This is a genomic window from Patescibacteria group bacterium, assembly GCA_023380635.1.
GTDB lineage: Bacteria > Patescibacteriota > Microgenomatia > JAMCZE01 > JAMCZE01 > JAMCRP01.
Genome location: JAMCRP010000001.1, coordinates 254,609 through 278,535, shown reverse-complemented (window position 1 = coordinate 278,535; position 23,927 = coordinate 254,609). Strand labels below are relative to the sequence as shown.

Below are 23,927 nucleotides of genomic sequence, written 5' to 3'. Positions count from 1 at the left end.
AATTTTAGAAAAACTAATGACTACTTGTCAAGACCCAACGGGCCAGCTAAACTATCAGTATGGAACGGACTCTTATAAAAGATACTGTCGGGCAGGTTGGAAAGACCGTGTTAATTGACGGTTGGGTCAGCGTGCGCCGCGATCACGGAAAGATTATATTTCTTGATGTCTGGGACAGGAGTGCTACTCTTCAGGTAGTTTGTACTTCCTGCGAAGCCGGAGTGGGCGACGCGGTGGAGATAACTGGACTGGTCAAGGCCAGGCCGGAAAAACTGGTAAATACGAAACTGGAAACCGGAAAGGTGGAACTGGAGGCCAAAGAAATCAAAGTTCTGGCGAAATCAGAAACTTATCCTTTTGACATGGGTAAGCCGGAACTCGATCTGGAACTGCCGACGCTGCTTGATCACCGTGCCTTAACTCTTCGCCACGAAAGGATTAGGGCAATATTTAAGGTTCAGGAAGCCGTGGCCGAAGGTTTTCGAAAAACCGCTAAAGAATTTGGTTGTACGGAAGTTTTTGTGCCGACAGTTTCTGCCTCATCAACTGAAGGCGGTTCAGAAGTCTTTCGGTTTGATTATTTTGGACACGAGGCTTTTATGGTTCAGAGCCCCCAGCTTTACAAGCAAATCATGGCCGGAGTCTTCGAGCGGGTATATTTGATTTCTCACATCTACCGTGCTGAACCATCAATCACCACCAGACACTTGGTGGAATCAGTTCAACTGGATTGCGAAATCGCCTTTGCCGAGTTCGATGAGCTTGTTGATCTTCTGGGCAAGACATTTGCCGGAACGGTGGCTTATGCTCAGGAAACTGCGGCGCCGTCACTGAAATATCTTGGTGTGGCGCCCAGCAAAGTTTATAGCAAGATTCCCCGCCTGACCCTGCGGGAAGCTCAGCAAGTTATCTTCGAGCGAACCGGCGTTGATCATCGAAAAGAAAAGGATTTAATGCCGGAGGATGAGAAAGAGATAGGCGCTTGGGCACTGGAAAAACATGATAGCGATATAGTAATAATCACTCATTTCCCAACCAAGAAACGGGCGTTTTATTCTCTGCCGGATCCTAAAGATCCAGAATACAGTTTGAGCTATGACTTGCTTTATAAAGGCCTGGAAATTAGCAGTGGGGCCCAGCGGGTTCACGACTATGACCAATTAGTGGAAATAATTAAGGAGCGGGGAATGAATCCGGCCAATTTTGAGATGTACCTTCAGGCTTTTAAATATGGAATGCCGCCGCATGGGGGCTTTTCCTACGGTTTGGAGCGAACGACAATGAAGATTCTGGATCTACCAAACATTCGGGAAGCTTCGCTTTTTCCCCGCGATATGGAGCGGGTAGACTTTCGGTTAAAAGCTCATGAAAAAAAAACTGGTAAGTAGGCCGCTAACGCTTCGGCTGTGGCCCCTGGCAGCTCTGCTTTTATTTCTGTTTTTCCTGCCGGGACAAAATTATTATGAAACTTTACAACTGGTTCCAAGGCCGCCGCTGGTGCGGGCGACAGAGTTTGACAGCTTTGTCCCGAGCAGTTATCCTCTGAAAACCGGAACGGAAGCGCCGCCGGAAATTTCGGCCAGATCAGCGGTGGTTGTGGACTTACAATCAGGGGTAACTATTTTCAGTCTTAATCCCAACGAAAAACTTCGCCCGGCCTCAATTACCAAGCTGATGACTGCCCTGGTGGCTTTGGAATACTATCCGCTTGATCGGGTACTGACAGTTCGTCGTTTAGCCCCGGTGGATGGCGAGTCAGACATGGGTTTGAAGATCGGAGATAAGCTGACGGTTAGAAATTTAATCTACGGTCTGCTGGTGCCGTCAGGCAATGATGCCGCGTATACTTTGGCTGATAATTATCCCGGAGGATTTGAGAACTTTATTTACTCAATGAATAAAAAGGCCCAGAATTTGCACATGAATAATACTCATTTTGAAAATCCCAGCGGACTGGACACGGATAATCACTACTCTTCAGCCCGGGACATTTCGCTTTTAACTGCCGTCGCTTTGAAAAACCCTCTTATTTCCGAGGCGGTGGCGACATACGGCATTACTTTGTCCGACACTACCGGTAAGAAATTTTTTCAGCTGAAAAATGTGAACAAATTTCTGGGCTATCTTTACGGAGCCGACGGAGTGAAGACGGGGTTTACGGATCTGGCCGGGGAGTGCTTGGTGGCTTCGGTTTCCCGTGACGGCCACCGGATAATTTCCGTAGTGCTGAAAAGTGATGACCGCTTTGGCGATTCGGCCCGGCTCCAGGAGTGGGCTTACCGCAATTTTACCTGGATTAATCCCTATGAAATCAGTAACTAAAACCGCTGCCCAAACAAAAAGTTTCGGAAAAAAGCTGGCCGCTAAAGTCAAAGATGGCGGAGTAGTTTGTTTGATCGGAGAGTTGGGGGCGGGTAAAACTACCCTTGTCCAGGGTCTTGCCCAAGGGTTAGGAATAAGAAGGCGGATATCCAGCCCGACGTTTATTATTGCCAGGAAATATAACCACTTCTGGCATATCGACTTATACCGGTTGCAAAATAAGGAAGAGGCAGAGGCTATCGGTATTCGGGAAATTCTGGCTGATCCGAAAAATATTGTGGTTATTGAATGGCCGGAGATAATCAAAAATGCGCTGCCGAAACACTATTGGGAAGTGAAAATCAGCATTATTGGTGAAACGCAAAGAGAGATAGAGATGAGTAGTACGTAGCAAGCAGCAAGGAGTAAGCATGAAGCTTTATATTGATACCGCTTCTAACCAAAAAACAACCGTAAAAGTTGGCCGGCGGGAACTTGTTCGGGATTCCTCGGTCTGGCGGTCGCAGGTGGTGTTGCCAATGATTGAAGAACTTCTTAAAGAGCAAGGTAAAACCCTGAAAGATATTACAGTCATAGAGATTAATCCTGGCCCGGGAAGCTTCACTGGTTTGCGGGTGGGAGCGGCGATTGCCAATGCTTTGGGCTTTGCTTTGGGAATTCCGGTGAAGGGCACGCCGAAATACAATTGACAAAAAACAGCCTGTAGTGTATATTGCGGTTATGGAAGAGAGAGCCCGTCAGGCAGCAGCGATCATTGTCGGCATCATTCTTTTGGTCTTGGTCGTGCTTTTGGCCCGCTGGACAGGCGAACGCATCCGCGAAAGATTTCTCACTCCGAAACCGCCGGTTGTCACCAGTACCCCGCCGGAAGAAAACACTGAGTCAGCCACACCGTCATCTTTACTGAATAATGGCGGCAGTAAAACTTCCACTGTTTCCGCTATTCCATCCACCGGTCCGGAAGATTTTGGTTATCTTGTTATGGGCTTAGTTCTCGTTTCCGGACTTTCTTCGCTAGCTCTCGCCCATAAACCCCAATAAATCTTCCCCTTGACAATCCTATATAAGAGGCTATATCCTCAAGGTACTGCCTGTCAGTGATGAGAGAGGGCGATTTTGTCTCAGAAAAATACGGTTAGGCCAGCTTCTTTGTAAGTCTGGCCATTTTTTTTGGAAAAAAATCATCTAGAAGGAGGTGAATTATGAGGAGAATTATTTTAAGCTTACTAATTTGTTTGGCGCTTACGGCCGCAGTCGCTGGTTCTACTGCTGCCTATTTTAATGACACTTCGACAATAAGCGGGATGAGCTTTGCGACCGGAACACTGAAGCTAAGCAATAATTCCGCTAGCTGGACAACTCATGTAAGTTTTCCCAATCTTAAGCCCGGAGACATGGTTCGAAAATGGGTTACGCTAGGTAATAGTGGAACTTTAGACATCGCTTCTCTTAGAGTAAGTGCTATTAATCAGACCAATCCTAATTTATTGGGGGTACTAAGAGTCACGGTTTATGGTCAGGTTGAGGGTTCTGATCAAGGAATTTATACGCCTGATTGGGGAAACGGCCAGCCCGTATCCACATGGCTTAATAACGTTGATATTTTAGGAACGGCAGTATATCGAGATGCAACTGCAGCGCATGTTTTGGCGCCTGGAAAAAACGACACTATAATTTTGGATTTCAAAGTTCCCACAACAGTGGATAATAATTACCAGGGCCAATCGGCAAGTTTTGACCTGCAATTTTTTGCGGAGCAATCTCACACTGGTTCGTCGTATTTCTAATCGTTCCTTTTCCGATTGCCTCTCGCCCGAGAGGCAATCCATTAAGGGAAAGATATGAGAAACATTGCGCTTTATTTTCTAATTGCTGGAATTATAATTCTGGCATTTTTTGCCGCGTCGCCGTCTTTGCCTGTTACCGGAAAATACAAATTCTTTACGGTTAATTCCGGCAGCATGTCGCCAAAGATTCCCAAAGGATCATTGATATTAGATAAAGAAGAAAAAAATTATTCTATTGGTGATGTTATTACGGCAAGGATTCCAGGAAACAAATTTACCGTCACCCATCGAATTGTGGAAACGGGAATGCAGGGAAGCTCCGAGTATTATCGGGTTAAAGGAGATGCGAATGATGCTCCCGATCAAGATCTGATTTTCAGGAGTTATGTTATCGGAAAAGTTATATTTTCTGTTCCCTTATTAGGTTTCCCGGTTTCATTTGCCCAAACTTTAACCGGGCTAATTATTTTAATTGTTATTCCGGGGACAGTCATTGTTTATAGCGAATTATTGAATATTAAAAATGAAGTGAAAAGGTTAATTCAGGAAAAACGAAATGAGAAGGATAGTAATTAAAATCCTACTTCTGGTTCTGTTGTTGAACTTACTCAAGACAGAAGGGACAAACTCCTACTTTACCAGCGAAGCGAAGGTAGAAGGAATGAACTTTTCTATGGCCTGTTGGAACTCGCCTTCGTTTCCGTTTTGGCCCGCGCCGGCGGACGGTTTCTCTGTGGGAGCAATTTGGGATCTTAATCCGGTGTTTAGCTGGAACACGGTGACCGGTTCCTGTCCGGGGGTGACGGCGATTTCCTATCAGTTTGAGATTTATCGTGATGCCGGCATGACTGATCTGGTGTATCGCTCGGGCTGGTTGACAGAGCCGCAGATTTCCCAGTCGGGTTTGAAAGATGGAACCTATTATTGGCATGTTAAAACCAAAGATAATTTCGATAACGAAAGTGATTTCGGGCCGCTTTGGAAGTTAACCATTGATCGGGTGGCTCCCACGGTTTCGCTTTCTATTTCCGGTTCCTGGTCAAAACTGGTGGAAGAAAAAATCGTTAATGGCGATTTTAAGGATGATTTAAGCGGCTGGACAACGACGGGTGATGTCAGCCTGACGACTATTGACGGGCAGAAAGTGGTAAAAATAGGCTCTGATAACAGCGATCCGGAATATTTGGGAAATTTTGTCTGGGAAAACCGGCTGATGCAGTCGTTTCCGGCGGGGGCGAAGACCTTGGCTTTGGATTACAACTTCAAGAGTGACGACTATGGTGACGATCCCGGTTTCTTGATCCGGCTTAATGGCCGGGAGGTTTTAGGGCTGGACAGCAGCGTGGCTGGCTCGAGCTGGCAAACATTTAAATATGACCTGAGTTCTTTTAGAGGGCCAAACATTGACCTGGCGCTTTATGCCGGAAATGCTTTGGACCGCACTTACCAGTCTTGGGCGTACATCAAAAAGGTGAGTACTTATTATGTGGCCGTTCCGGCGCACGCGGTGTACACCATTAGCTCTTCGGAGGAAGCAAGCTGCCGGTATCAGGTGGATGACGGGGTTTGGCAAAACGGCAACAGCTTTAGTATCGCGACGGGCGGGACCCACCATGTCAATTACTCCTGCACGGATCACAGTGGCAACAGTTCGGCAATAAACGAATTAGTCGTGATTACTGATGTAACCGCACCGGCAAAAATTACTGACTTAACCGCGGAGCCGGCCTATCCGAACATGGCTACTTTGCACTGGACCGCTCCGGCCAATGATGGCAACGATTGGTCCTCCGGTCCGGCGGCCCAATATGATATTCGCTACTCCACAAGCCCCATTACTAATGAAAGCAGCTTTGACGCGGCCAATAGAATGGTACAGCCAAAACAGCCTCTCGATCCGGGATCGACAGAAAGTATTCATGTCGACGGCTTGACACCGGACACGGATTATTATTTCGCGGTTAGAGCTGCCGATGAAGCGCCGAATTGGTCGGAGATTGCCTATACAACTATTCCAGTCAGAACTCCTTTGGCTGATCCCCCAACAGAAATAAACGAAGGGGACATCGTGATTAATGAATTAATGTGGATGGGAACGGCGACAGGATCAGCCGATGAATATATCGAACTGCGCAATACTACCGACCGGGCTATCGATATGAGTGCTTTGAAGCTAATGGCTTGGAACCAAAACGATAATATGTTTAAGGACATGCCCATAAGCCTTTCGGGACAAACAATTGCGGCTAAGGGATACTTTTTGATTTCTCATTACAATTCGGGAGACAGCAAGTCTGATCTTAACAGCAGTGTTCATGTGAACCTGGTTGCGCCGGGCATATCTTTGTCTAATAACAACTTGGAAATTAAACTGGTAGAAACAGCCGACGAAAATAATTTGATTGATCAGGCTTGGAATGGGACAACTCCGGGAGAAGGTTTGCATGATGGGAACAAACATTACGCGATGGAAAGAGTGGCCACAGTGGGTGACGGGTCAAAGCCGCTTTCCTGGTATACCGATACCGATCCCGCAACAACCGCTTTGTACTTTAAAGGAACCGCCGACGACCGGGGAACACCAGGGGCGCCTAACCGGGCGGAACAGGAGTTAAAGTCTGAAATTATCCCGGCGACGGAAAGCGCGGAAATTGCGGCCACTGAAGCAGCGATGCCAACTTTGGACCTGGTTATGGCCGACGATCAGAAAACGGTATCCTTTACCTTGAAAAATATCAGTTCTTTCGACAAATTTAATTACCAGTTAAACTACGATACGGATACCGTTTCTGATGGGGTGGTGGGCAATAATGTCAATCTGACCGGAGAAGATCCTTTTACGAAAGACGGTATTAAGCTGGCAACCTGTTCGACCGAAGGGATAGTTTGTACTTACTATACTAACCCGCATAATTTTAAACTTCAGGTCTGGCTATTTAGGCCGGACAACTCGTCTGTCCTGCTGACAAAAGAACTACCATGAACTTTCGCCGCAGTCTATTGATATTTATTCTTCTGATAGTTTTCTCGGGACTGAGGGCTGGCGCGGTCCAAGCTGCCACGATGACTTCCGGCGACCTTCAGGTGACTGCTGACAGTCCGCTGTTTCCTTCCGGGGCAGTTTGGGCGCCGGGAATCTCGATGACAAGATCTTTTAGTGTTAAAAATTTGGGCAATACCGGGCATACTTTATCTGTCCAAGCAATTAATACTTCTCAGTCTGAAAATATAGCGGACAAATTTTTTGTGAAGTTTCTAAGTAACGGGGTGGTGCAATATGGTGATAACCCGGCAAAAACTATGAAGCAGTTTTGGGATGACGGGCAGATAAACCTTTACAATTTGAATGGCGCCGAAACAGCTAATTTTGATATGGAAGTGCGAATGGCTCCGGAGCCGGGTAACGAGCTTCAGGGAAAATCAGCCAGTTTTGATCTGGTCATTGGTTTTGCCGGAACTTCCAGCCAGGTGGTTTTGTCCGCTACCAGTAGTAACCAATCCTCGGGGGGGTACTCCGGGGAGATTTTGGGAAGCGAAGACAATCTTGGTTCGGGATCGGCCACTCTGGCCGGCAGTCCCGCCTTGCAGCCGGAGATTTTAGGCTACGCGGATAATAAGACCGACAGCAACTGGTGGTTATGGCTGCTAATTCTTTTGTTTTTGGCCCTCCTGATTTTTATCTGGTTGCACCGCCGGCAAAAAAGGTCTTACAATGGGTAGATGAGACTTTTGGAACCGTTTCTGCATTTTTTAACGCCGAGGCAGAGTAATAACCACAAGGCTAAGGCACTTCATGTTTCTTCAGTCACGACCTACATTGTTTTGCTGCTGGTTTTTCAGATCATTCTCACCGGCGTCGCCAAATTTAATCCGGGAGTTTTGGGTTATGCCAGTAATATCACCGTTACCGATCTTCTTAAATACACCAACGACCAGAGAGTCGCCGCCGGGCAGATGCCGCTAAAACTTAATGATCAGCTTAATAGAGCAGCAGAAGCAAAAGCCGCGGACATGTTTGCCAACCAGTATTGGGCCCACACTTCGCCGCAGGGAAAAGACCCTTGGTCGTTTATTACCGCCGCCGGCTACAGCTATCTTTTTGCCGGAGAAAATTTGGCGAGGGATTTTGGCGATTCTAAAAGTGTCGTTGATGCTTGGATGAATTCACCCTCGCATCGGGAAAATCTGCTTAATTCCCGCTATGCCGATGTCGGCTTTGCGGTGGTTAACGGGAAATATAATGGTTACGAGACGACACTTGTCGTGCAAATGTTTGGGGCGCAGTCGGCTCGGACGCCAACGGTTGAAGAGACTTCAGTGCCGGCGCAAGTCCAGGAAACCAGCAGCGAATCAGCAAAACAGAGCACTCCGGCGGGAATGATTCTAAACACGGAAACAGGAAATAGCCAGCCAAAAATTGATGCTTTTGGATTAACCAAGACGGTTTCTGTGGCTTTGACAGTACTGCTTCTCGGAGTCTTGGTAGTGGATAGTGCTCTGGTTTACCGGCGCAAAACCGTCCGGCTTTCCGGGCACAATCTGGCGCATCTAGTATTACTTATAGCTTTGTTAGTTGCCCTTAATCTTATCGGCCGAGGCATCGTCTTATGAAAGTTCATTCTGCCCTCAGACACGGTGTCGATTTCCTGCTGTTAGCTCTGATTGTGGGTTTGGGGCTAGCGGGACTAATTTATTATCGTTTCGATTTGGCCGCTCAAATCGCGGATGTGATTTTGCTGTCGGTTCTTTATGTTTTGTGGGGAGTGTTACATCATTTTCATGAAGGCAATCTGGCTTTGAAGGTAATTGGGGAATACACTGCCATCGCTGCTCTGGTAGCCTTTGTCCTGATTATTTTTCTCCTGCGGGCCTGATTTTCTCCCGCCATTTTTTAATTTCGGCGTGGTTGCCGGAAAGAAGGACTTCCGGAACTTTCCAACCATTAAATTCTTCGGGGCGCGTATACTGCGGATATTCTAGATACTGGTCGCTAGATTCTGGTTGCTGGTTAGAAAATGATTCTATTTGAACAGCTTCTGGTTTTTCTAAAACCCCGGGGATCAGCCGGGTCACAGCATCAGTAATGACCATGGCCGGAATTTCGCCGCCGGTTAAAACATAATTACCGATACTAATACTTTCGTCGGCTAGTTTCTTAACTCTCTCGTCTATTCCTTCGTAATGACCACATATGAGGATAAGTTGATCGAGTTTTGAATAACTCCTGGCTTTGGGTTGAGAGAAAGTATTGCCACGGGCGTCTAATAACACAATCCTAATTTTTCCTTTTCTCTTTTTAATGTCTTCTATGGCGTTATAAATAGGCTCAATTCTGAGAACCATGCCAACACCGCCGCCATATGGCCGGTCGTCAACGGAGCCACGCTCGTCAATGGCCCAGCGGCGTAGATCATGTAGCTCAATATTTACCAGTCCCTTATCCTTTGCCCGCTTCACAATACTTTGATCAAACGGACCGGAAAACATTTGCGGAAAGAGAGTGAGAACATCGATCTTCATAGCTGTATTTTAGCCTTTTGTCTTGCTATACTCAATTCAATGAGCACGATAGTGATTGCCATGCCCACTTATAATGAGGCCCAGAGTATCGGCCGGATGATCGACGAATTGTGCGGCAAAGTTTTTCCAAAAATAAAAGACCACAAAATGCTTCTATTAGTTATTGATGATAAATCTCCTGACGGAACGGGGAAAATCGTTGCCGAGAAACAAAAGAAATATAAGAACTTGTTCCTTCTGGAAGGCGAGAAAGCTGGATTGGGAGCAGCCTATACCCGGGGATTCAGATACGCGATTGATAAATTAAAGGCTGACGCAGTGATGGAAATGGATGCGGACTTTCAACATGATCCTATTTATGTGCCGCGGTTTGTCGCGGAGTTTGATAAAGGTTACGATTATGTCATCGGTTCAAGATATGTTCCAGGCGGATCAATCCCAAAGGAATGGGGAATAGACCGAAAATTTTTTTCCGTGGTTGGGAACCTGACTTATCGAATAAGTCTCTTGATGTTTGATCTTCATGATTTCACCACGGGTTTCCGGTTGGCCAGGGTCAAAGGCTACCTGGATTCCATTAATTTTGGAAAGGTATTTTCAAACTCATTTTCCTATAAAGAAAGATTGCTTTACGAAATGAAAAAGCGAGGAGCAAAAATAAAAGAAATTCCCATTAATTTTGATCTAAGGACCAGCGGTGACAGCAAAATGACAACGAATACCGTAACCGAGCAAATGAAAGTAATCGCTGTTATTTGGGCCGACAGATTAGGACTGACTGAATGAAAAAAGTTGTTGTTGTTGCTCCCACTTTCAACGAAGAGGCAAACATTGGCAGTTTTGTGGCTCGGGTCTTAGCACAGCAGGAAAAAATTCCCGGATATCATTTGGAAGTGCTTATTTCTGACAGCCATTCTCCGGACAACACCGCGGCCATAACTTCAGAACTGGCCGAAAAGTATAAAAATGTCCACTACTATGACAGCAAAATTCCCGGACCGGGAAAGCTGGGACTGGGTATTTCCAAGGGCCTAGACTATGCCGTGGAAAAATTGGGCGCGGATATTTTAATCACTATGGAAGCAGATCTGTCAAACGATCCGGATCAGATTCCGGACTTTATCCGTAGATTGGAAAAGGCAGATATCGTCCTTGGCAGCCGGTATTGCCGGGGCGGAAAAATTATGAACTGGTCTTGGTGGCGCAAGGTTTTTAGCCTCAGTGCCAACAATATATTGCAGCTGTTGGCCTGGACCAGCAAATCGAAAGAATTTACCAATTTGTACCGGGCGTTTACCAAAGAAGTGTGGTTGGCTCTAAAGCCGAAAGTAGCCATGCATACCGGCTGGCTCCTTGTTCCGGCCTTTGCTTTTGAAGCCTTAAGTTCGAATTTTAAAGTCGCCGAGCAGCCGATTGTTTACTTCGACCGTCTCGGAGGACAATCAAAAATGAAGACCTTGTCCTATACCAAAAATCTCTTGCATTATGCTTTACGTTATCGGGTAAAAAAGGTAATATCATAGTATGGCGCATTTCTTAAAATTCCTGATTGTCGGCACTATTGGATTTATTATTAACACCACTGTCTTGATTTTGGGTGTCCGGGTTGATGTGGCGCCATCAATTGCTGGACCGGCGGGAGCGGAGCTGGCCATCATTTCTAACTTCATTCTCAATAATTTCTTTACCTTTTCTGATCGGTCTTTGGCGATGAGCGATGTGCCGATGAAGTTCGTTCAGTTTAATATTCTCTCTTTTGGGTCGGTCATTATTCAGTTCGTTTTTCTCAAAACTGGCGAGCTGATATTTGGTCTGAAAAAATTTAAGCAGCCAATATTGTTAATGACACCTTGGTCCAAATTGGGAATAGTTAAACTGGTTTCCGGATTACCCGTGGCTGGTAAATTTGCCAAGAAATTCAGTGCCTATCTGGTCTTTTATGTTGCCGGCGTTGGGGTGGGTTTGATCGTTAACTTCATCATCTACAGTCAAATCATCTGGAAATAATGTTTAAATTCCTTCGAAACAGCCGTTTTTGGCTCGTTGTAATTTTGCTAATAGCTGCGGGTCTGCGGTTTTACAACCTTTCAGGATACCTCCAGTTTTTGGGTGACCAGGGGCGGGATGTTCTCGTTGTTAAGGCGATGATCGTCAATCATAAGTGGACACTTTTGGGACCGAGCGCTTCGGTGGGCGGTTTTTTTACCGGGCCGATTTACTATTATTTCATGCTGCCCTTTCTGTGGCTTTTCCGCCTTGATCCCGTGGGTCCGGCCTATCTTTCGGCTCTGATCGGAGTGGCGATGGTAGCCTTAACCTACTGGTTTGCTGCCAGGTTTTTTGATACCAAGGCAGCAATTATCGCCTCGTTTCTGGTAGCTCTGTCGCCCAAAATGATCGATATTTCCCGGTTCTCCTGGAACCCCAATCCGGTACCATTTTTTACGCTTATAACCGTTGCTCTTTTGTATTTGTCTGCCACCAGAAAGAAGATTATCTACACCTTCCTGGCAGGAGTCAGTTACGGCATTTTGTTTCAGCTGCATTATATGAATCTGGCTTTGGCGGCGGTAATCGGCTTGGCAATGCTCTTAATCTTTCCGGTAAGAGATTGGTTAAGACAAATTGCCGCGGTTTTAGCGGGTTTTCTGTTAGGCAACTCGCTGTTTATTATCTTTGAGATTCGTCACGGATTTCCCAACACTAAAAGCATCTGGGAGTTTATCACCCGCCGGGGGCAAACTGTGGCCCCCCGAAGTAGTAATCTTGTTTGGCTAATTATGGAGATCCAGCGCCGGCTTTATGGCATGCTTTTTGGTTTCCGGGAGACAGTCTGGGAATATGTTTTCTTTTTTGTCTCACTAATTGGTGTGGGATATTGGGTAGCAAAAATACGCCAAACCGAAAATTCTAAGATTAAAGCGGCCTTAATTCTGGTCTGGCTGCTTGTTGGGACGCTGGGAGTTGGTTCTTATCAAGGCCAGCTAAACGACCACTATTTTGGCTATCTTTATCCCTTGCCATTTCTTTTGCTGGGGGTAACCGGAAGCGCGCTTCTTAAAAGAAAAGTAGGGATACCGGTGTTTTTGACCGGAGCGGCAATCTTAAGCTACTTTATGATTAAAAATCTTTATCTCTGGCAACCACCCCACAACATGTTGTCGCAAATTCAGGAGATAGACAGGACAGTTTTAGATTACGCCGGAGGTCAACCGTATAATCTCGGTTTGATATCCAATTTCAATACCGATCAAGCTTACCGTTATTACCTGGAACTCTGGAACCGGGCGCCGGTGACAATTGAGAATCCGGATAATGATCCCAGGAGGGAAACGGTAACTAACACCCTGGTCGTTATCTGTGAAGAAAAAAAGTGCGAACCGCTGGGAAATCCGCTTTGGGAAATCGCCGGTTTTGGCCGGGCGGAAATTGTCGATTCAAAAATGGGGCCGGCTGGAATAAGTATTTACAAACTGATACACTATACGGGTAAATAGTGTATGGCTAAACCATATCTTTCCGTTGTTATTCCCTCCTATAACGAAACCGAAAATCTGAAGCGAGGAGCGCTGGCAGAGGTGAACGACTATCTGCAGAAACAGGATTATCCATGGGAAGTTATCGTTTCCGACGATGGCTCTCCGGACGAGCAGGCTCGCCGCTTAGCTGAAGATTTCTGCGAAAAAACTTCCGGATTCAAATATCTTCAAAATGATCATGCCGGGAAACCTTTTGCCGTTTGGTCCGGGATTCGGGCAACCGAAGGTGAGATAGTTCTTTTTACTGATATGGACCAATCGACTCCGATTTCTGAAGTGGCTAAACTTCTACCTTTTTATAAAAAGGGTTTTGATGTTGTTATTGGCAGTCGGGGAAGCGAGCGAAAAAATTTTTCAGCTTTCCGGCAGTTGGCCTCAACAGTTTTTCGTGAGATTAGGCGGGCAGCTCTCCTTCGGGAGATTGTTGATACCCAGGCAGGTTTCAAATCTTTTAAAGGTAAAGTAGCCAAGGAGATTTTTCCGTTGCTTCAGGTTATCCGCAGTGAAAAAAACCAAGTCGAGGGGTGGAAAGTTACTTCTTTCGATGTGGAACTGTTGGTTGCCGCTCAGCGGCGGGGCTACAAGATTGCTGAGGTACCCGTGACTTGGGCTGATCGCGATGTGTCTACAGGAAAAAGCCGCGGGGGCGGCAAATTTGTCAAAGAATCCTTAGATATGCTTAAAGAAATCTTCCGGGTAAAACTTAACGATCTGCGGGGTTTCTACAAATGATCATCCTATATTTGTTACTCCTTTTGTCCCTGGGAATATATTCCTACTCCCAAATTGATCTCAATTTAACTCTATTTCAAACCTCATGGTTTTTGAATTTCCAACATCAGATGATTCAACTGGGTTATTTTAACCGGCCATTGTCAACGGAAATATTTATTGTTCTGACAATTCTATTTTCTATTTTCTATTTTCTATTTATCCGTGACGCTAATAGGCTATTGCCAAAAAATATGGCTCTGCTGGTAGTCGCTGTGGCCATACTTGGCTTGATAAGCTACCCTGCTTTTTCTCACGACATTTTTAACTATATTTTCGACGCCCGGATTGCTGTTTTCCACCATGCTAATCCGTATACCACTACCGCTCTCATGTATCCGACAGACACCTGGACCCGGTTTATGAACTGGACACACCGGACCTATCCATATGGCCCCACTTTTTTACCTATTTCCGTTCTGTTTTATTTTTTGGGGCTCAATAAATTCCTTTTAACTCTTTTTTGGTTTAAGGGGATGGCGGTAGCTGCTTATGTCGGCAGCGCGTACTTTATTTATAAATTAGCTAAAAACAAAGGCCTGGTTCTGTTCGCTTTCAACCCATTAATAATTTATGAAGGTGTCGTCGCCGGACATATGGATATTGTGATGCTCTTTTTTGCCATTTTCGGATATTACCTTTTTCTTAATAAACATAAAGTGTGGGGAACTTTTGGCTGGGTTATTTCTGTGGGAATCAAATACGCCACAGCTTTCCAAGTCCCCGCCTTTTTCATCAATAGAAGAAGGGAAATTGCTTTGATAGTTTTGGCTTATATCGGGGCATTGGCCCAAACGGGGACCCACGAACTGCTCCCTCATTATTTTATTGTTCCGTTGGGTTTTTCCGCGTTGTTGCCAAATAATAAATTTGCCGTCTGGAGCGCGGTCATTATTTCTTTGGTTCTGCTGCTTTTGCGCTATTACCCTTTCCTTTCCACAGGGGTCTGGTTGCCCATAGCGCCGTTACGCCTAGGCTGAGAAGTGAAACAATGTCTGCGGCAGTCCGAAGTGGCGTCTCCGTAAATTCTGCCTTTATATTGTGCGATCCCGGTGTTACCGCAATTTCAATTAAGCCGTTATCGGCGTAGGAGATAGGGGTTTTTTTGCCGTCAACAAAGACTTCCCAACCGGGAAAATATATTTGATTAACTCTGATGATATTAGGGGAGATGTTTTCTATATAGCTGACCGGCCGGGTTTTTGGATCGGAGACTACCCATTTACTCATATACTCGTTTTTAACGGTTGTGGTGTCGTCATTTGTGGAATAGTAGCTGTCCGGAAAATTTGTTCTGACGACATTAATAAGCGGTATAGACAGGGCTACACTAACAAAAATAACTAAGATAGCAATAATCCTGTTTAGTCTGGAAATTACTACCGCCAGTAAAATTGACGAGCCGAAAACAGTGACAGATAAAAATCTCCAGGGAAACTGAACGACTTTGGGAAGAAGCGGAAATTGCCAAAAAGTCCCGGAAAAACCGGAGGTAAAAAAGAGTGAGACTAAAACGGCCAAAAGAGAAATGGCAACAAGATAATTTTTGGTCTTCCTGATAAAAAGCACCGATGTAATAATCGCGAAGGGAATAGCCGGACCCACTAAAGACAGAAAATTATTCCGGTCAAGGAAATATTGGCGGAAATCCGCTACTTGAGTAGCGGCTGCTCTGGTGAACTGCAGATCATAAAGAGCCGGCAGCCAAAAGAATGCGGAAGTTGCCAAAGATAAAAGAAGAAAGATTAACGCGGATTTAAACTGCTTCGGTTTGAAGGCAAACAAAAGGATGAAAGGACTAAATATCAAAGCGATGACATTGTGGGCGGTGATCAAAGCAGCAAAGCTTAAGGCCGCGGCAAAGAAGCTTTGGCGTTGTAAAAAGTAAAAAACTAAGGGAACAAGAGCTAATGCCAAAACTTCACCTAATGAACCGCGGTGGTAAGTATCAAAAATATGATAAGGGGCATAGGTATACAGCAAACTGGCAGCCAGAGCGGCAAGGTTTCCCCATCTGGGACGGACAAGAAAATACATGAAAATTGCGCCGCAAAGAAAACTAAGAAGAAAGATAATCTTAACCGAATCGACAAAGCCGAAACCGGCAAGATGAATAATTTCTCCAAGATAAAACGGCAGGGGGTATAAAAAATCGGCGACCGGATACCCAAAACCATGGTTCAATGGATAGAGAAACCTGACGGGAAACTGGCCCGAGCGAAGAGTCTGGTGAAAGGCGGCAAGGCGAATAACCATCCAATTGCCGTCATCAGTGGCAAAAAAACCTGGTTGGAGTAATGGAAAAATAACCGGTATAGTCAGAAGGACAAGAGTTAAAACTGGCCAGAGTTTTCTAAGGCTTAGCATTATTTATTACAGACGGCATTAATAATTTCCTGGCTTGTTGTCTCATTACAGATTTCTCCCAAAGGTTTCGGGTTAACCACGCTGATGACAAAAGCGGGGTCGCCATTGAGATAGCGGATGGTCTTTAGCGGTGTCAGGGTGAGAATTTGGTTTTCCACTATATTCTCCAATCGAAGTTTGCTGGTATTGGAAGTTTCATCCGGATCAGATACCAAAAGACTCCCTCTGGGAATCTTATAAAGAGGCGGCAAAGATTTAACAAAGTTCCATTTACCAATTTGCTTCACCCAAATCCAGCCTTCATTTTCTCTTTCCCATTTAACAGTCGATCTGTTTTGAAAAATGTGAGGATCAAACTTATCGTAAAAAACATAGAAAGCGTATTGTTTTATGCTGCTGTTGGCCGCATTGGAAATATAAATTTGCGGATAATCTTTCTCTACCGAAAGCAGGTAATCCATCAGCGGTTGATATGGATAATGGGAATACATAGAATTTTTTAGAGGGAAGTACCAAAAATAATCGCTTAGAAAATGCGCGGTTTCGAATAGGAGAAAAATAGCCAAACCCGAGATCAGAAGAATCTTTAATTTTGGATTATCCAGGTAATTTAAAATTGATCTCCATCCGATTACTGCTATGGCAACCAGAGGTGGAACAATGAGAAGAGCCCGCATAGCTTGGCCATTACTGGTAAGGCTATCAGCAATTGGGGCTGCCAATAACCAACCGAGCCAAAGCCACTTTTTTTCTTGACTTTCTCTAACTAAGACAAGAAAACCGGCGATAAGACCCGGTAGTAATCCGAGAAAAAATAATCTTCCGGGCGGCAGAATTCCAACAAACCAATTGTCAGTAAACAAAAAAGTGGGCGAAAAGTGATTTAAATAGTTGGCCGAAACTTCACCCAGCCAAAGGAGGGGTTTATTGTAAATAGTTCGACACCAGATTGCCGGAGCGTTTTGCTCGCAGTCGAACCGCCGGACATTCAGTTCTCCAACCAACGAAACGTTGCCAAAAATTCCGGTTTGTTCCAAGCGGACGGCGCTGCCTCCGCCGGTAAGCGTTTTGAGGATTAAAGGGGAAATGATGAAAAGAAATACCATTAGCGAGGCAGCTTTGGGAAAAAGTTTACCTTTGTGCAACCAAGGCCATTTCCAAAACAGGAGAACCATCAGAAGAGGAGTGAAAATCTGACTGCTGTAATAAGCGTAAAATGACAAACCGAGAAAAATCGCCGCCAAGATGAGGAAAATATCCTTTTTGCGGCTTAAATACAAAAACAAAATTCCCCATATTGTCAGTGATAGCGCCAGGACTGCTTCGTTGGTAGTTCTGGTTAACCCCCAGAACCAGGGGGTTAAAATTAATACGATCGTTGCTAACCCGGCCAGCAGATTGTCGTAAAGATTTTTTAGAAGAAAGAAGAAGCCGACAATTCCGAGCAGAGCAGCGGCGACGCCGGCGAGACGCAAGCCTTCCTGGTTCAATCCAAAAAATTTGATAAAAGCCACGGTCCAATAGATTAGTAGGGGCAAGCGGGTTCCGCCGAAACCGCTAAAATACTGTAACGGTAAAAAATTACCCCATTGATCTCTGGCGGTTAATAAGATCGAGTTTGCTTCGTAGCCGATATCAACCTCATCATTGAGAAGACCCGGGGGGAAGCCATGAATAGTAAAAAGATAACCAATCAGGCTGACTGTTAATACTGTCATAAGCCAGAAAAGATCAGAGTAGAAAATAGATTTAAGTTTTCTCATGGCTTAATAAAAACACTATAACACCAAATAAGAAAAGGAGAGAAACGACGCTAATAAATGCTCCAATATAGAAACCCTGAGGCTGGTAATTAAATTTAACGACATGCTCTCCTGCCGGAAGAGAAACTGCCCGGAAAGTATAGTCGGCTCTTAAGATTGGAGCTTCTTGGCCATCAACCAAGGCTTTCCATCCGGGATAGTAGTTATCCGACAAAAAAAGGAGCTTTGGTTTATCACTATTAGTTTGGATAGTTACTTCATTTGGCGTATAGGCAATAATTTCAGCAGCAGCTGAGCTACCGGCTGCAGGTTTAATTGCCGGCTCTTTTTCTAGGATGAGCGTATTCCGGGCGTCGAAATCAGAGCTGTAAAGTCTGGCAAGAATTTGATTCTCGGGCAAAATTTGATAGTTATCCGCCAAAAAAGCCCGAGGCAAAGCAGTATGTCTATCGTAAAATTTCCATTGACTAACTTGCCCGGCAAAACCAAATTGCGCGCCGGGAAATTTGGCAAAATTCTGGCCCGTATCCAGTGTCGGACTGTCAGTAATATCTACAAAATCCTTTACCCCCAGTAAATCCAATGACTTATTTTCAATACTTTCGTTTTTCTGGTTTATCCAGGCGTCTGACCGAGGAATATTCTGGGTGCTGCCGGCCAGAAATTCTTCATAACGGCGGATGTAGAGCGGGTCATAACCTTCGGGGGAAAAAACCCGATAGAAAGTGGCAAAATTATTATCGATATACGATCTCTCCTGGCCGAAAAAGCGATTGAATCCGGCATTTTGCCGCAAAAAATTAAAGACCGGATGGCTGGGAAAAACAAATTTCGCCGGAGCAAAAGGTTGATATTTATTAAAGAAATAGGCATATTCCAAAGTAGCAAGAACGATAAAAAGGATGCCGGCAATTTTTTTGAGGCGCTTCGGGAGCACTAAAATAATTCCCAAAGTTGACCCTGCTAAGACTAGCGGCAGGACACAATTTCTAATGGTGATTAGTAATTCGCTCGAAACCATAAGCAGCTAAAATGCTCAAACTGAACTGGAAAATAAAGATCATTCTTGAAGGATACCCGGAAGAAAGAACCGGAATATGCAGCCAATCAAAAACATAAGCAAATGGTGCCAGAGAAAATAAGAGGCCGAGGACACCCGCCCCTAACCAGAATCTGATTTCTTTCTTTTCCCGAATATATTTTAAGGAGAACAGAGCCAGGATAAGAGCGACAATTCCAAAATAACCTTGGAAGTTTCCATAATCGCGCCCACGAAAGTTATTTGTTCCCGGGTTACCATAAAAATCCGGAGCCACTATAGTAACTAAATTTTGCCACGGAAATGTCGATTGATAGAAAAGTTCTCGGCTGACGGTTGCTTCCCTGGCAGATTGGAAATAGAGTTCTGCTGACGGAAAAAGTTGAACAGCAGAAATAGCGAGGGAAAATATAGGAATCAGGATCAGAAATTTTCCGGGAACGCGGCGAAATAGCAAATAGGCAAAAGTAATCAGATAAACATAGACCGTTGTTTGGATATGACCGCCGAAAATAGAGAAAGCTAAAAATATAGGGATGAGCCAGAGATAAAATTCTTTTTTCTTATCAAAGTAATTATTGATACCCCATAAGGCTAAAGGTAAAAACAGCGCGCTTTGAATGACTACTAGTTGTTCGGCCCAGACAACAAGATAGGAAATATTTGCGGCAACGATGCCCCCAAAGACGCTGGCAAGAGGCGAAAGTTTCAGGGATCTTAAGAAAAGATAGACAAAGAAACTGAAAAGTAACGGTAACCCAATCACCTGAAGGTTCCAGGCGGTTAGATATGGAAGAACCAGGAATAAAATTGTCCCGGGAAAAAAGATTGAAGACTGCAAATTGGCCAAGAGCGGAGTGCCGGAAAAGTTATAGGGATTCCATAGAGGAATTTGTCCCGATTTAATCATATCTGCGGCCAAAGTTTTCCAGGGATACATTTGCCTGACGACATCCATAGCAGTGACACCTTTTCGGGTGGTCCAAGGATCAAAGCCGGCAAAGCCGCCGCCATTCCAGGGAAAATAATAGGAAACCAGAAGGTTTCCGGGAAAAGGCAATAGTCCTTTAAAATAGAATTGCCAGAACAGAGCTACATTGGCTGCCAGCAAAATCAGGATAGCCCAAAAAACGTGACTTTTAATAATTTTTTTCATTCAGTAATTCTTTTTTCTACGATAATATCCCCGGGGAAGTTTTGCGTTTCCAGAATTTTACCGATTTTAATGAAACTCTTTTCCCAACCGGCAATTTCCCAGGGGCGTTCCCGGTTTGGTTCGATAATGACATAAAACAAACCTTCTTTTCCGGTTGGCGGGGTGGCTTGGCTGCCAATTCCCAGCAAAGGAATGCTCATTCGAAAATTTTCGGGAAGACGCTTATATTTTTGCTGTCCGTATTGCCAAAAATCATATTGCCAGATGTAATCATAAACAGGCGGCGTATAAGCAAAATAGGCGAAAGGTTTTCCGTCAGATGAAGAATAAACATAATCTAAAACCATTTGCTGCACTTTTAAATTGGCAGTATCTGAGGTGGTGGATCCTTTAATTTCCGAGAGTAGAGCGGCAGGGCTGATTGCTTTGTAAATTATCATCAGAAACAAGAGAAGAAGCGGCAGCCGGAGATAACGATATTTTTGCCAAAGTATTCCTAGCGGAATGGAAAAAAGCAGCGCATAAACGATAGGTAGTCCGGCCCGGTACCAAACCCAAAGCGGTCCGGGATAAAAGCTAAAACCCACATAGAAAACAACAATGATGATTGCGCATATTTTTATAAAAGATAATTGTGGTTCAAGTTTTTTCTTCCAAGCAAGGTATGATCCCCATAGCATCAAGATCACCGTCGGAACAACAATAAACCATTCCCGAAAAAGCAGAACCATAGTTAAAAAGTCGTCGCCAAACGACCAGGCCCGGTCCAGAAAACGCTGGGGTAATGACGCGTGAGTACCATACAAGCTGTTACTACCGGAAAAGATTTTCAAAATTCCTCTGGAAATCAAAAAATCATGACGAAAATCAAAAGCAACTTGCGGTAGAAAAGTTAACCCTACTAAGAATAAGCCCATTAAGAAACTCTTTCCCAGAGTTCGCCAACCTCTAAAAGTTACGAATAACACAATAAGAACAGGAAGGGTAAAAAGGGCAAATCCAATTTCAAATTGGAAAAAGAGGCCAGTGAGAACTAAGAGCGGCACCCAAAAAATCCTTTTTTGATTAATGAAAAGTTCATACGAACACCAAATAAAAAAGATGAAGAGAAATGTCAGCGGATGCGGACTGGCGACTATTGTTGAGTTAGTAACAAAAACCGGAGCGAGAAGAGTTATACCGGAAACAATGATGGCAATGACTGGACCAAGATACTTTCTGACCAGAAAAAAAGTGATGACAGAAGAAGTTAAAGATAAGATCGACAAAAAGATGGTAAATGAAATTGGATTCCCACGAGAAAGAGCAAAGGGAATGGCCATCAGCCAGGTCCAAATCGGTCCCATAAGGACTCCGGCCAGGCCGCTATAACGGCTGACGAGATTAATCTTATGATCGATGACAAGCTGCTTAACCAGGATCGTGTCCAGTCCTTGATCAAACCAGAAAAAAATATTCCCACTAATAACCGGGACCAGCCGAACAAGAGTTCCCAACCCCAGGAGAAAGAGGAAAAGAGCGGTAGCGGTTTTCTTACTATTTAAACGCATAGCAGTCAAAAAGATCGTTGGCGTAATATGGCACGATTGTCCGGTCCAGATGGGCATCGGCCACAAACCGTTTGGCAATTTTTTCCAGAGCGGGGTTAACTGCCTCCAGCCGGGTGGCCAGATAGCCCAAAGAAAGGTTACGCCAATGCGAAGTAAACACTATTTTCCTAAACCCGGCCTGTTCAAGGTATTTCTGCGCGGCTTGCCGGCTAAAGAAAACGCGGTGCATTTCCATATACCATGACCATTTGGTTCCCATTATTTTTGCCAGGAAACTTTGCGGATCAACGGTGGAAAAAGCGAAGACGCCGCCCGGTTTAAGACAAGAATAAACTTTCTTAATCTCCGAGACGGGATCAGTAAAGTGCTCAATGACATCCCACATAGTGATGGCGTCAAAAGATTCTGGCTTAAACATTTTATCAGTAAACGGTTTATTGATTAGGGAAATATTATAATTTTTCTTGGCATACTCCACAGCCCATTTATTTGGTTCTAAGCCGGCGGCTTCCCAACCATGGTTTAAGGCCAACTTTACGAAAAGTCCGGTGTTTGTGCCGATGTCCAGAAGTTTCCCTTTTTGAGGATATTGCTTCTCAAGTTTGGCCAGATACTTTTCAAAAGTTATTTTTCTGGCCTGTTGCTCGGAGAAGTAGGTTGGGTCTGTTGATTGTTCATAATAAGTGCTGATTTCTTTTTGAGAAGAATCATCGTCAACATAAATAATTTGGCAGTTTTGGCATTTTACTATCGGGCCATGAATACCAAAAGAATTACTGGTACAGGCGTAATCTTCATATTTTCTTTTTGCCCCGGCTTTTTTAGTGGAAGAAAAAAGCAGTGTTAACGAATTAGATTTACAGAAACGACAGTCTTTATTCATTCTTAGTTGTAACTTTAATTTTTCCGAACACTTCTCCCGGCACATCGTCTATATATGAAGGCACTGTTATTATATACTCCTCTTTAGCCTGTATAGATGGCTCGTGGCCGGACCAATAGAAAAGATATTTGAAACCATTATCTTGGCCGGCAACAATATTGTAGTTTACCTTAAATGGTTGCCCACCCGATTTATCAATAATATATTTAATTGCCTGTTTTTTATAGTACATACTGAAATCATATTTATTACTGACAATCTGCCACGTATTTGTCAGCATAAATGCCGTAATGATTAATGTCATAATCCGGAAATCGATCCGGGATAAAAATGCGGCGAAGAAGATTATAGCCACAGGAAATGTCGAGAGAAAATAATATTCCGGTACATGGAACGGGTATAAAGTAAAAAATGCCAGCGGAACTAATATCCAAACAAAAAGTATTTTTCTTTGAAATGCGGAAAATCCGGATTTAATAAAACTAATAGTGATTACAATTGTCGTAGCTAAATTAAGTAAAGCATTAACGAAATCGTTATATATAATTAACGGCAGAATTTGCTGGCGAAAGCTTTGAACTAATGTAATGATGTTTGTGATAAGTTTCGTTGGCAGGAAATAGTTCTCGTTTTTTGCCTGTCCAGAAAATATCAGTTGGAAAATTCTTTTTGTCACCATAAAGTTGTGCCTTATGTCAAAGAAGATCAGTGGGAACGCAAAAAGAACGATGATGGCAAGGATAATGAATTTTTTCTTGAAGTGAAAAAACAAACTTTGGGGTATTAGGACCATTGCTGCGGGTGAAACACTTAAAGTAAGTCCCAAGACCGGGCCAAGCAATAAGCCCTTTTTGTTAAGAAGTAAGTATAAGACAGTTAGGCTAAGTAACATTATTAAATTTGAAGGAGCAGTCGTCCGGTCGTAAAAATTTATCTGGAAAGAAAAAGCATAGATAATTAAGGCTATAACCGCTACCTTTTCGTCAAATAATAACTTGGCAACTTTATAGATGAGCACCATTGTGATTACCGAAATTAAACTTACCGCAATATTTGCCGCCAGGGGATCCATTCGAAACACAAAATAAAATATAGATAGGAAATAAAAAAATAACGGAGCTATGTATATACCGCCGACAGAAATTTCCTGGCCGATTAGTGAAATTTTGTGATCAACCAAAAACTGCTTAATCCACCACGCTGCAACATCTTGATCAAAATCCATTCCTG

The 23,927-nt window shown here is 44.2% G+C and carries 25 protein-coding genes; 17 read left to right on the top strand and 8 right to left on the bottom strand.

Going from position 1 to position 23,927, the window contains the following annotated elements; translation table 11 throughout:
* Positions 1-59: 59 nt before the first annotated feature.
* The 11 genes from aspS to M1403_01510 all read left to right on the top strand — a co-directional run bounded on the left by aspS (position 60) and on the right by M1403_01510 (position 8,983).
* Positions 60-1,388 carry an aspartate--tRNA(Asn) ligase gene (gene aspS, locus M1403_01560; protein MCL4397695.1) on the top strand — a complete coding sequence of 443 codons (1,329 nt, stop codon included), beginning with the start codon at positions 60-62 and terminating at the stop codon, positions 1,386-1,388.
* Positions 1,366-2,322, top strand: coding sequence for a D-alanyl-D-alanine carboxypeptidase (locus M1403_01555; protein ID MCL4397694.1), 957 nt, complete (start codon positions 1,366-1,368; stop codon positions 2,320-2,322). Before aspS ends, M1403_01555 begins: the two co-directional genes overlap by 23 nt.
* On the top strand, positions 2,306-2,713 hold the full coding sequence (tsaE, locus tag M1403_01550; protein ID MCL4397693.1) for a tRNA (adenosine(37)-N6)-threonylcarbamoyltransferase complex ATPase subunit type 1 TsaE: 408 nt from the start codon (positions 2,306-2,308) through the stop codon (positions 2,711-2,713). Before M1403_01555 ends, tsaE begins: the two co-directional genes overlap by 17 nt.
* Before the next feature lie 19 nt (positions 2,714-2,732).
* Complete coding sequence (gene tsaB, locus M1403_01545; protein MCL4397692.1) at positions 2,733-3,011, top strand: tRNA (adenosine(37)-N6)-threonylcarbamoyltransferase complex dimerization subunit type 1 TsaB; 279 nt, start codon at positions 2,733-2,735, stop codon at positions 3,009-3,011.
* A gap of 31 nt (positions 3,012-3,042) precedes the next feature.
* The gene (locus M1403_01540) at positions 3,043-3,363 is read left to right on the top strand and encodes a hypothetical protein (protein MCL4397691.1); all 321 of its coding nucleotides are present in this window, start codon (positions 3,043-3,045) and stop codon (positions 3,361-3,363) included.
* Between the two features lie 161 nt (positions 3,364-3,524).
* Entirely contained in the window at positions 3,525-4,109 is a 585-nt protein-coding gene (locus tag M1403_01535) for a CalY family protein (GenBank protein MCL4397690.1), read from the top strand.
* A 54-nt stretch (positions 4,110-4,163) separates the two neighbouring features.
* Positions 4,164-4,685 carry a signal peptidase I gene (locus tag M1403_01530; GenBank protein ID MCL4397689.1) on the top strand — a complete coding sequence of 174 codons (522 nt, stop codon included), beginning with the start codon at positions 4,164-4,166 and terminating at the stop codon, positions 4,683-4,685.
* A complete protein-coding gene (locus M1403_01525; GenBank protein MCL4397688.1) occupies positions 4,666-7,092 on the top strand; it encodes a lamin tail domain-containing protein in 2,427 nt (808 codons plus the stop codon). The genes M1403_01530 and M1403_01525 overlap by 20 nt, the downstream gene beginning before the upstream one ends.
* Positions 7,089-7,829: a hypothetical protein gene (locus tag M1403_01520; GenBank protein MCL4397687.1), complete on the top strand. Its 741-nt coding sequence runs from the start codon at positions 7,089-7,091 to the stop codon at positions 7,827-7,829. The genes M1403_01525 and M1403_01520 overlap by 4 nt, the downstream gene beginning before the upstream one ends.
* On the top strand, positions 7,830-8,720 hold the full coding sequence (locus M1403_01515) for a CAP domain-containing protein (protein MCL4397686.1): 891 nt from the start codon (positions 7,830-7,832) through the stop codon (positions 8,718-8,720).
* On the top strand, positions 8,717-8,983 hold the full coding sequence (locus tag M1403_01510) for a hypothetical protein (protein ID MCL4397685.1): 267 nt from the start codon (positions 8,717-8,719) through the stop codon (positions 8,981-8,983). The genes M1403_01515 and M1403_01510 overlap by 4 nt, the downstream gene beginning before the upstream one ends.
* On the opposite strand, the gene trmD is transcribed toward M1403_01510, so the two are convergent.
* Complete coding sequence (gene trmD / locus M1403_01505) at positions 8,961-9,629, bottom strand: tRNA (guanosine(37)-N1)-methyltransferase TrmD (GenBank protein MCL4397684.1); 669 nt, start codon at positions 9,627-9,629, stop codon at positions 8,961-8,963. The genes M1403_01510 and trmD overlap by 23 nt on opposite strands.
* Before the next feature lie 39 nt (positions 9,630-9,668).
* Between trmD and M1403_01500 the strand changes: the two genes are divergently transcribed.
* From M1403_01500 to M1403_01475, 6 genes are read left to right on the top strand one after another with little or no spacing between them, the layout of a single operon-like run.
* Positions 9,669-10,415 carry a glycosyltransferase gene (locus M1403_01500; protein ID MCL4397683.1) on the top strand — a complete coding sequence of 249 codons (747 nt, stop codon included), beginning with the start codon at positions 9,669-9,671 and terminating at the stop codon, positions 10,413-10,415.
* Positions 10,412-11,152, top strand: a complete 741-nt coding sequence (locus tag M1403_01495) for a glycosyltransferase (protein ID MCL4397682.1) — start codon at positions 10,412-10,414, stop codon at positions 11,150-11,152. Before M1403_01500 ends, M1403_01495 begins: the two co-directional genes overlap by 4 nt.
* A gap of 1 nt (position 11,153) precedes the next feature.
* Entirely contained in the window at positions 11,154-11,636 is a 483-nt protein-coding gene (locus tag M1403_01490; protein MCL4397681.1) for a GtrA family protein, read from the top strand.
* Positions 11,636-13,126 (top strand): glycosyltransferase family 39 protein, encoded by a 1,491-nt coding sequence (locus M1403_01485; protein ID MCL4397680.1) that lies wholly within the window; start codon positions 11,636-11,638, stop codon positions 13,124-13,126. The genes M1403_01490 and M1403_01485 overlap by 1 nt, the downstream gene beginning before the upstream one ends.
* Positions 13,127-13,129: 3 nt before the next feature.
* A complete protein-coding gene (locus M1403_01480; protein MCL4397679.1) occupies positions 13,130-13,900 on the top strand; it encodes a glycosyltransferase in 771 nt (256 codons plus the stop codon).
* On the top strand, positions 13,897-14,919 hold the full coding sequence (locus M1403_01475) for a hypothetical protein (protein ID MCL4397678.1): 1,023 nt from the start codon (positions 13,897-13,899) through the stop codon (positions 14,917-14,919). Before M1403_01480 ends, M1403_01475 begins: the two co-directional genes overlap by 4 nt.
* On the opposite strand, the gene M1403_01470 is transcribed toward M1403_01475, so the two are convergent.
* Genes M1403_01470 through M1403_01440 form a run of 7 tightly spaced genes read right to left on the bottom strand, consistent with a single transcriptional unit; the run spans position 14,831 to position 23,922 of the window.
* Entirely contained in the window at positions 14,831-16,306 is a 1,476-nt protein-coding gene (locus M1403_01470) for a 6-pyruvoyl-tetrahydropterin synthase-related protein (GenBank protein ID MCL4397677.1), read from the bottom strand. The two genes, M1403_01475 and M1403_01470, sit on opposite strands and share 89 nt — an antisense overlap.
* On the bottom strand, positions 16,306-18,069 hold the full coding sequence (locus M1403_01465) for a glycosyltransferase family 39 protein (protein MCL4397676.1): 1,764 nt from the start codon (positions 18,067-18,069) through the stop codon (positions 16,306-16,308). Before M1403_01465 ends, M1403_01470 begins: the two co-directional genes overlap by 1 nt.
* Positions 18,056-19,090, bottom strand: a complete 1,035-nt coding sequence (locus M1403_01460; protein MCL4397675.1) for a YfhO family protein — start codon at positions 19,088-19,090, stop codon at positions 18,056-18,058. The genes M1403_01465 and M1403_01460 overlap by 14 nt, the downstream gene beginning before the upstream one ends.
* Positions 19,059-20,264, bottom strand: a complete 1,206-nt coding sequence (locus M1403_01455) for a YfhO family protein (protein MCL4397674.1) — start codon at positions 20,262-20,264, stop codon at positions 19,059-19,061. The genes M1403_01460 and M1403_01455 overlap by 32 nt, the downstream gene beginning before the upstream one ends.
* Positions 20,261-21,814 (bottom strand): glycosyltransferase family 39 protein, encoded by a 1,554-nt coding sequence (locus tag M1403_01450; GenBank protein ID MCL4397673.1) that lies wholly within the window; start codon positions 21,812-21,814, stop codon positions 20,261-20,263. The genes M1403_01455 and M1403_01450 overlap by 4 nt, the downstream gene beginning before the upstream one ends.
* Complete coding sequence (locus M1403_01445) at positions 21,801-22,697, bottom strand: class I SAM-dependent methyltransferase (protein MCL4397672.1); 897 nt, start codon at positions 22,695-22,697, stop codon at positions 21,801-21,803. Before M1403_01445 ends, M1403_01450 begins: the two co-directional genes overlap by 14 nt.
* Positions 22,690-23,922, bottom strand: coding sequence for a glycosyltransferase family 39 protein (locus M1403_01440; protein MCL4397671.1), 1,233 nt, complete (start codon positions 23,920-23,922; stop codon positions 22,690-22,692). Before M1403_01440 ends, M1403_01445 begins: the two co-directional genes overlap by 8 nt.
* Positions 23,923-23,927: the final 5 nt, after the last annotated feature.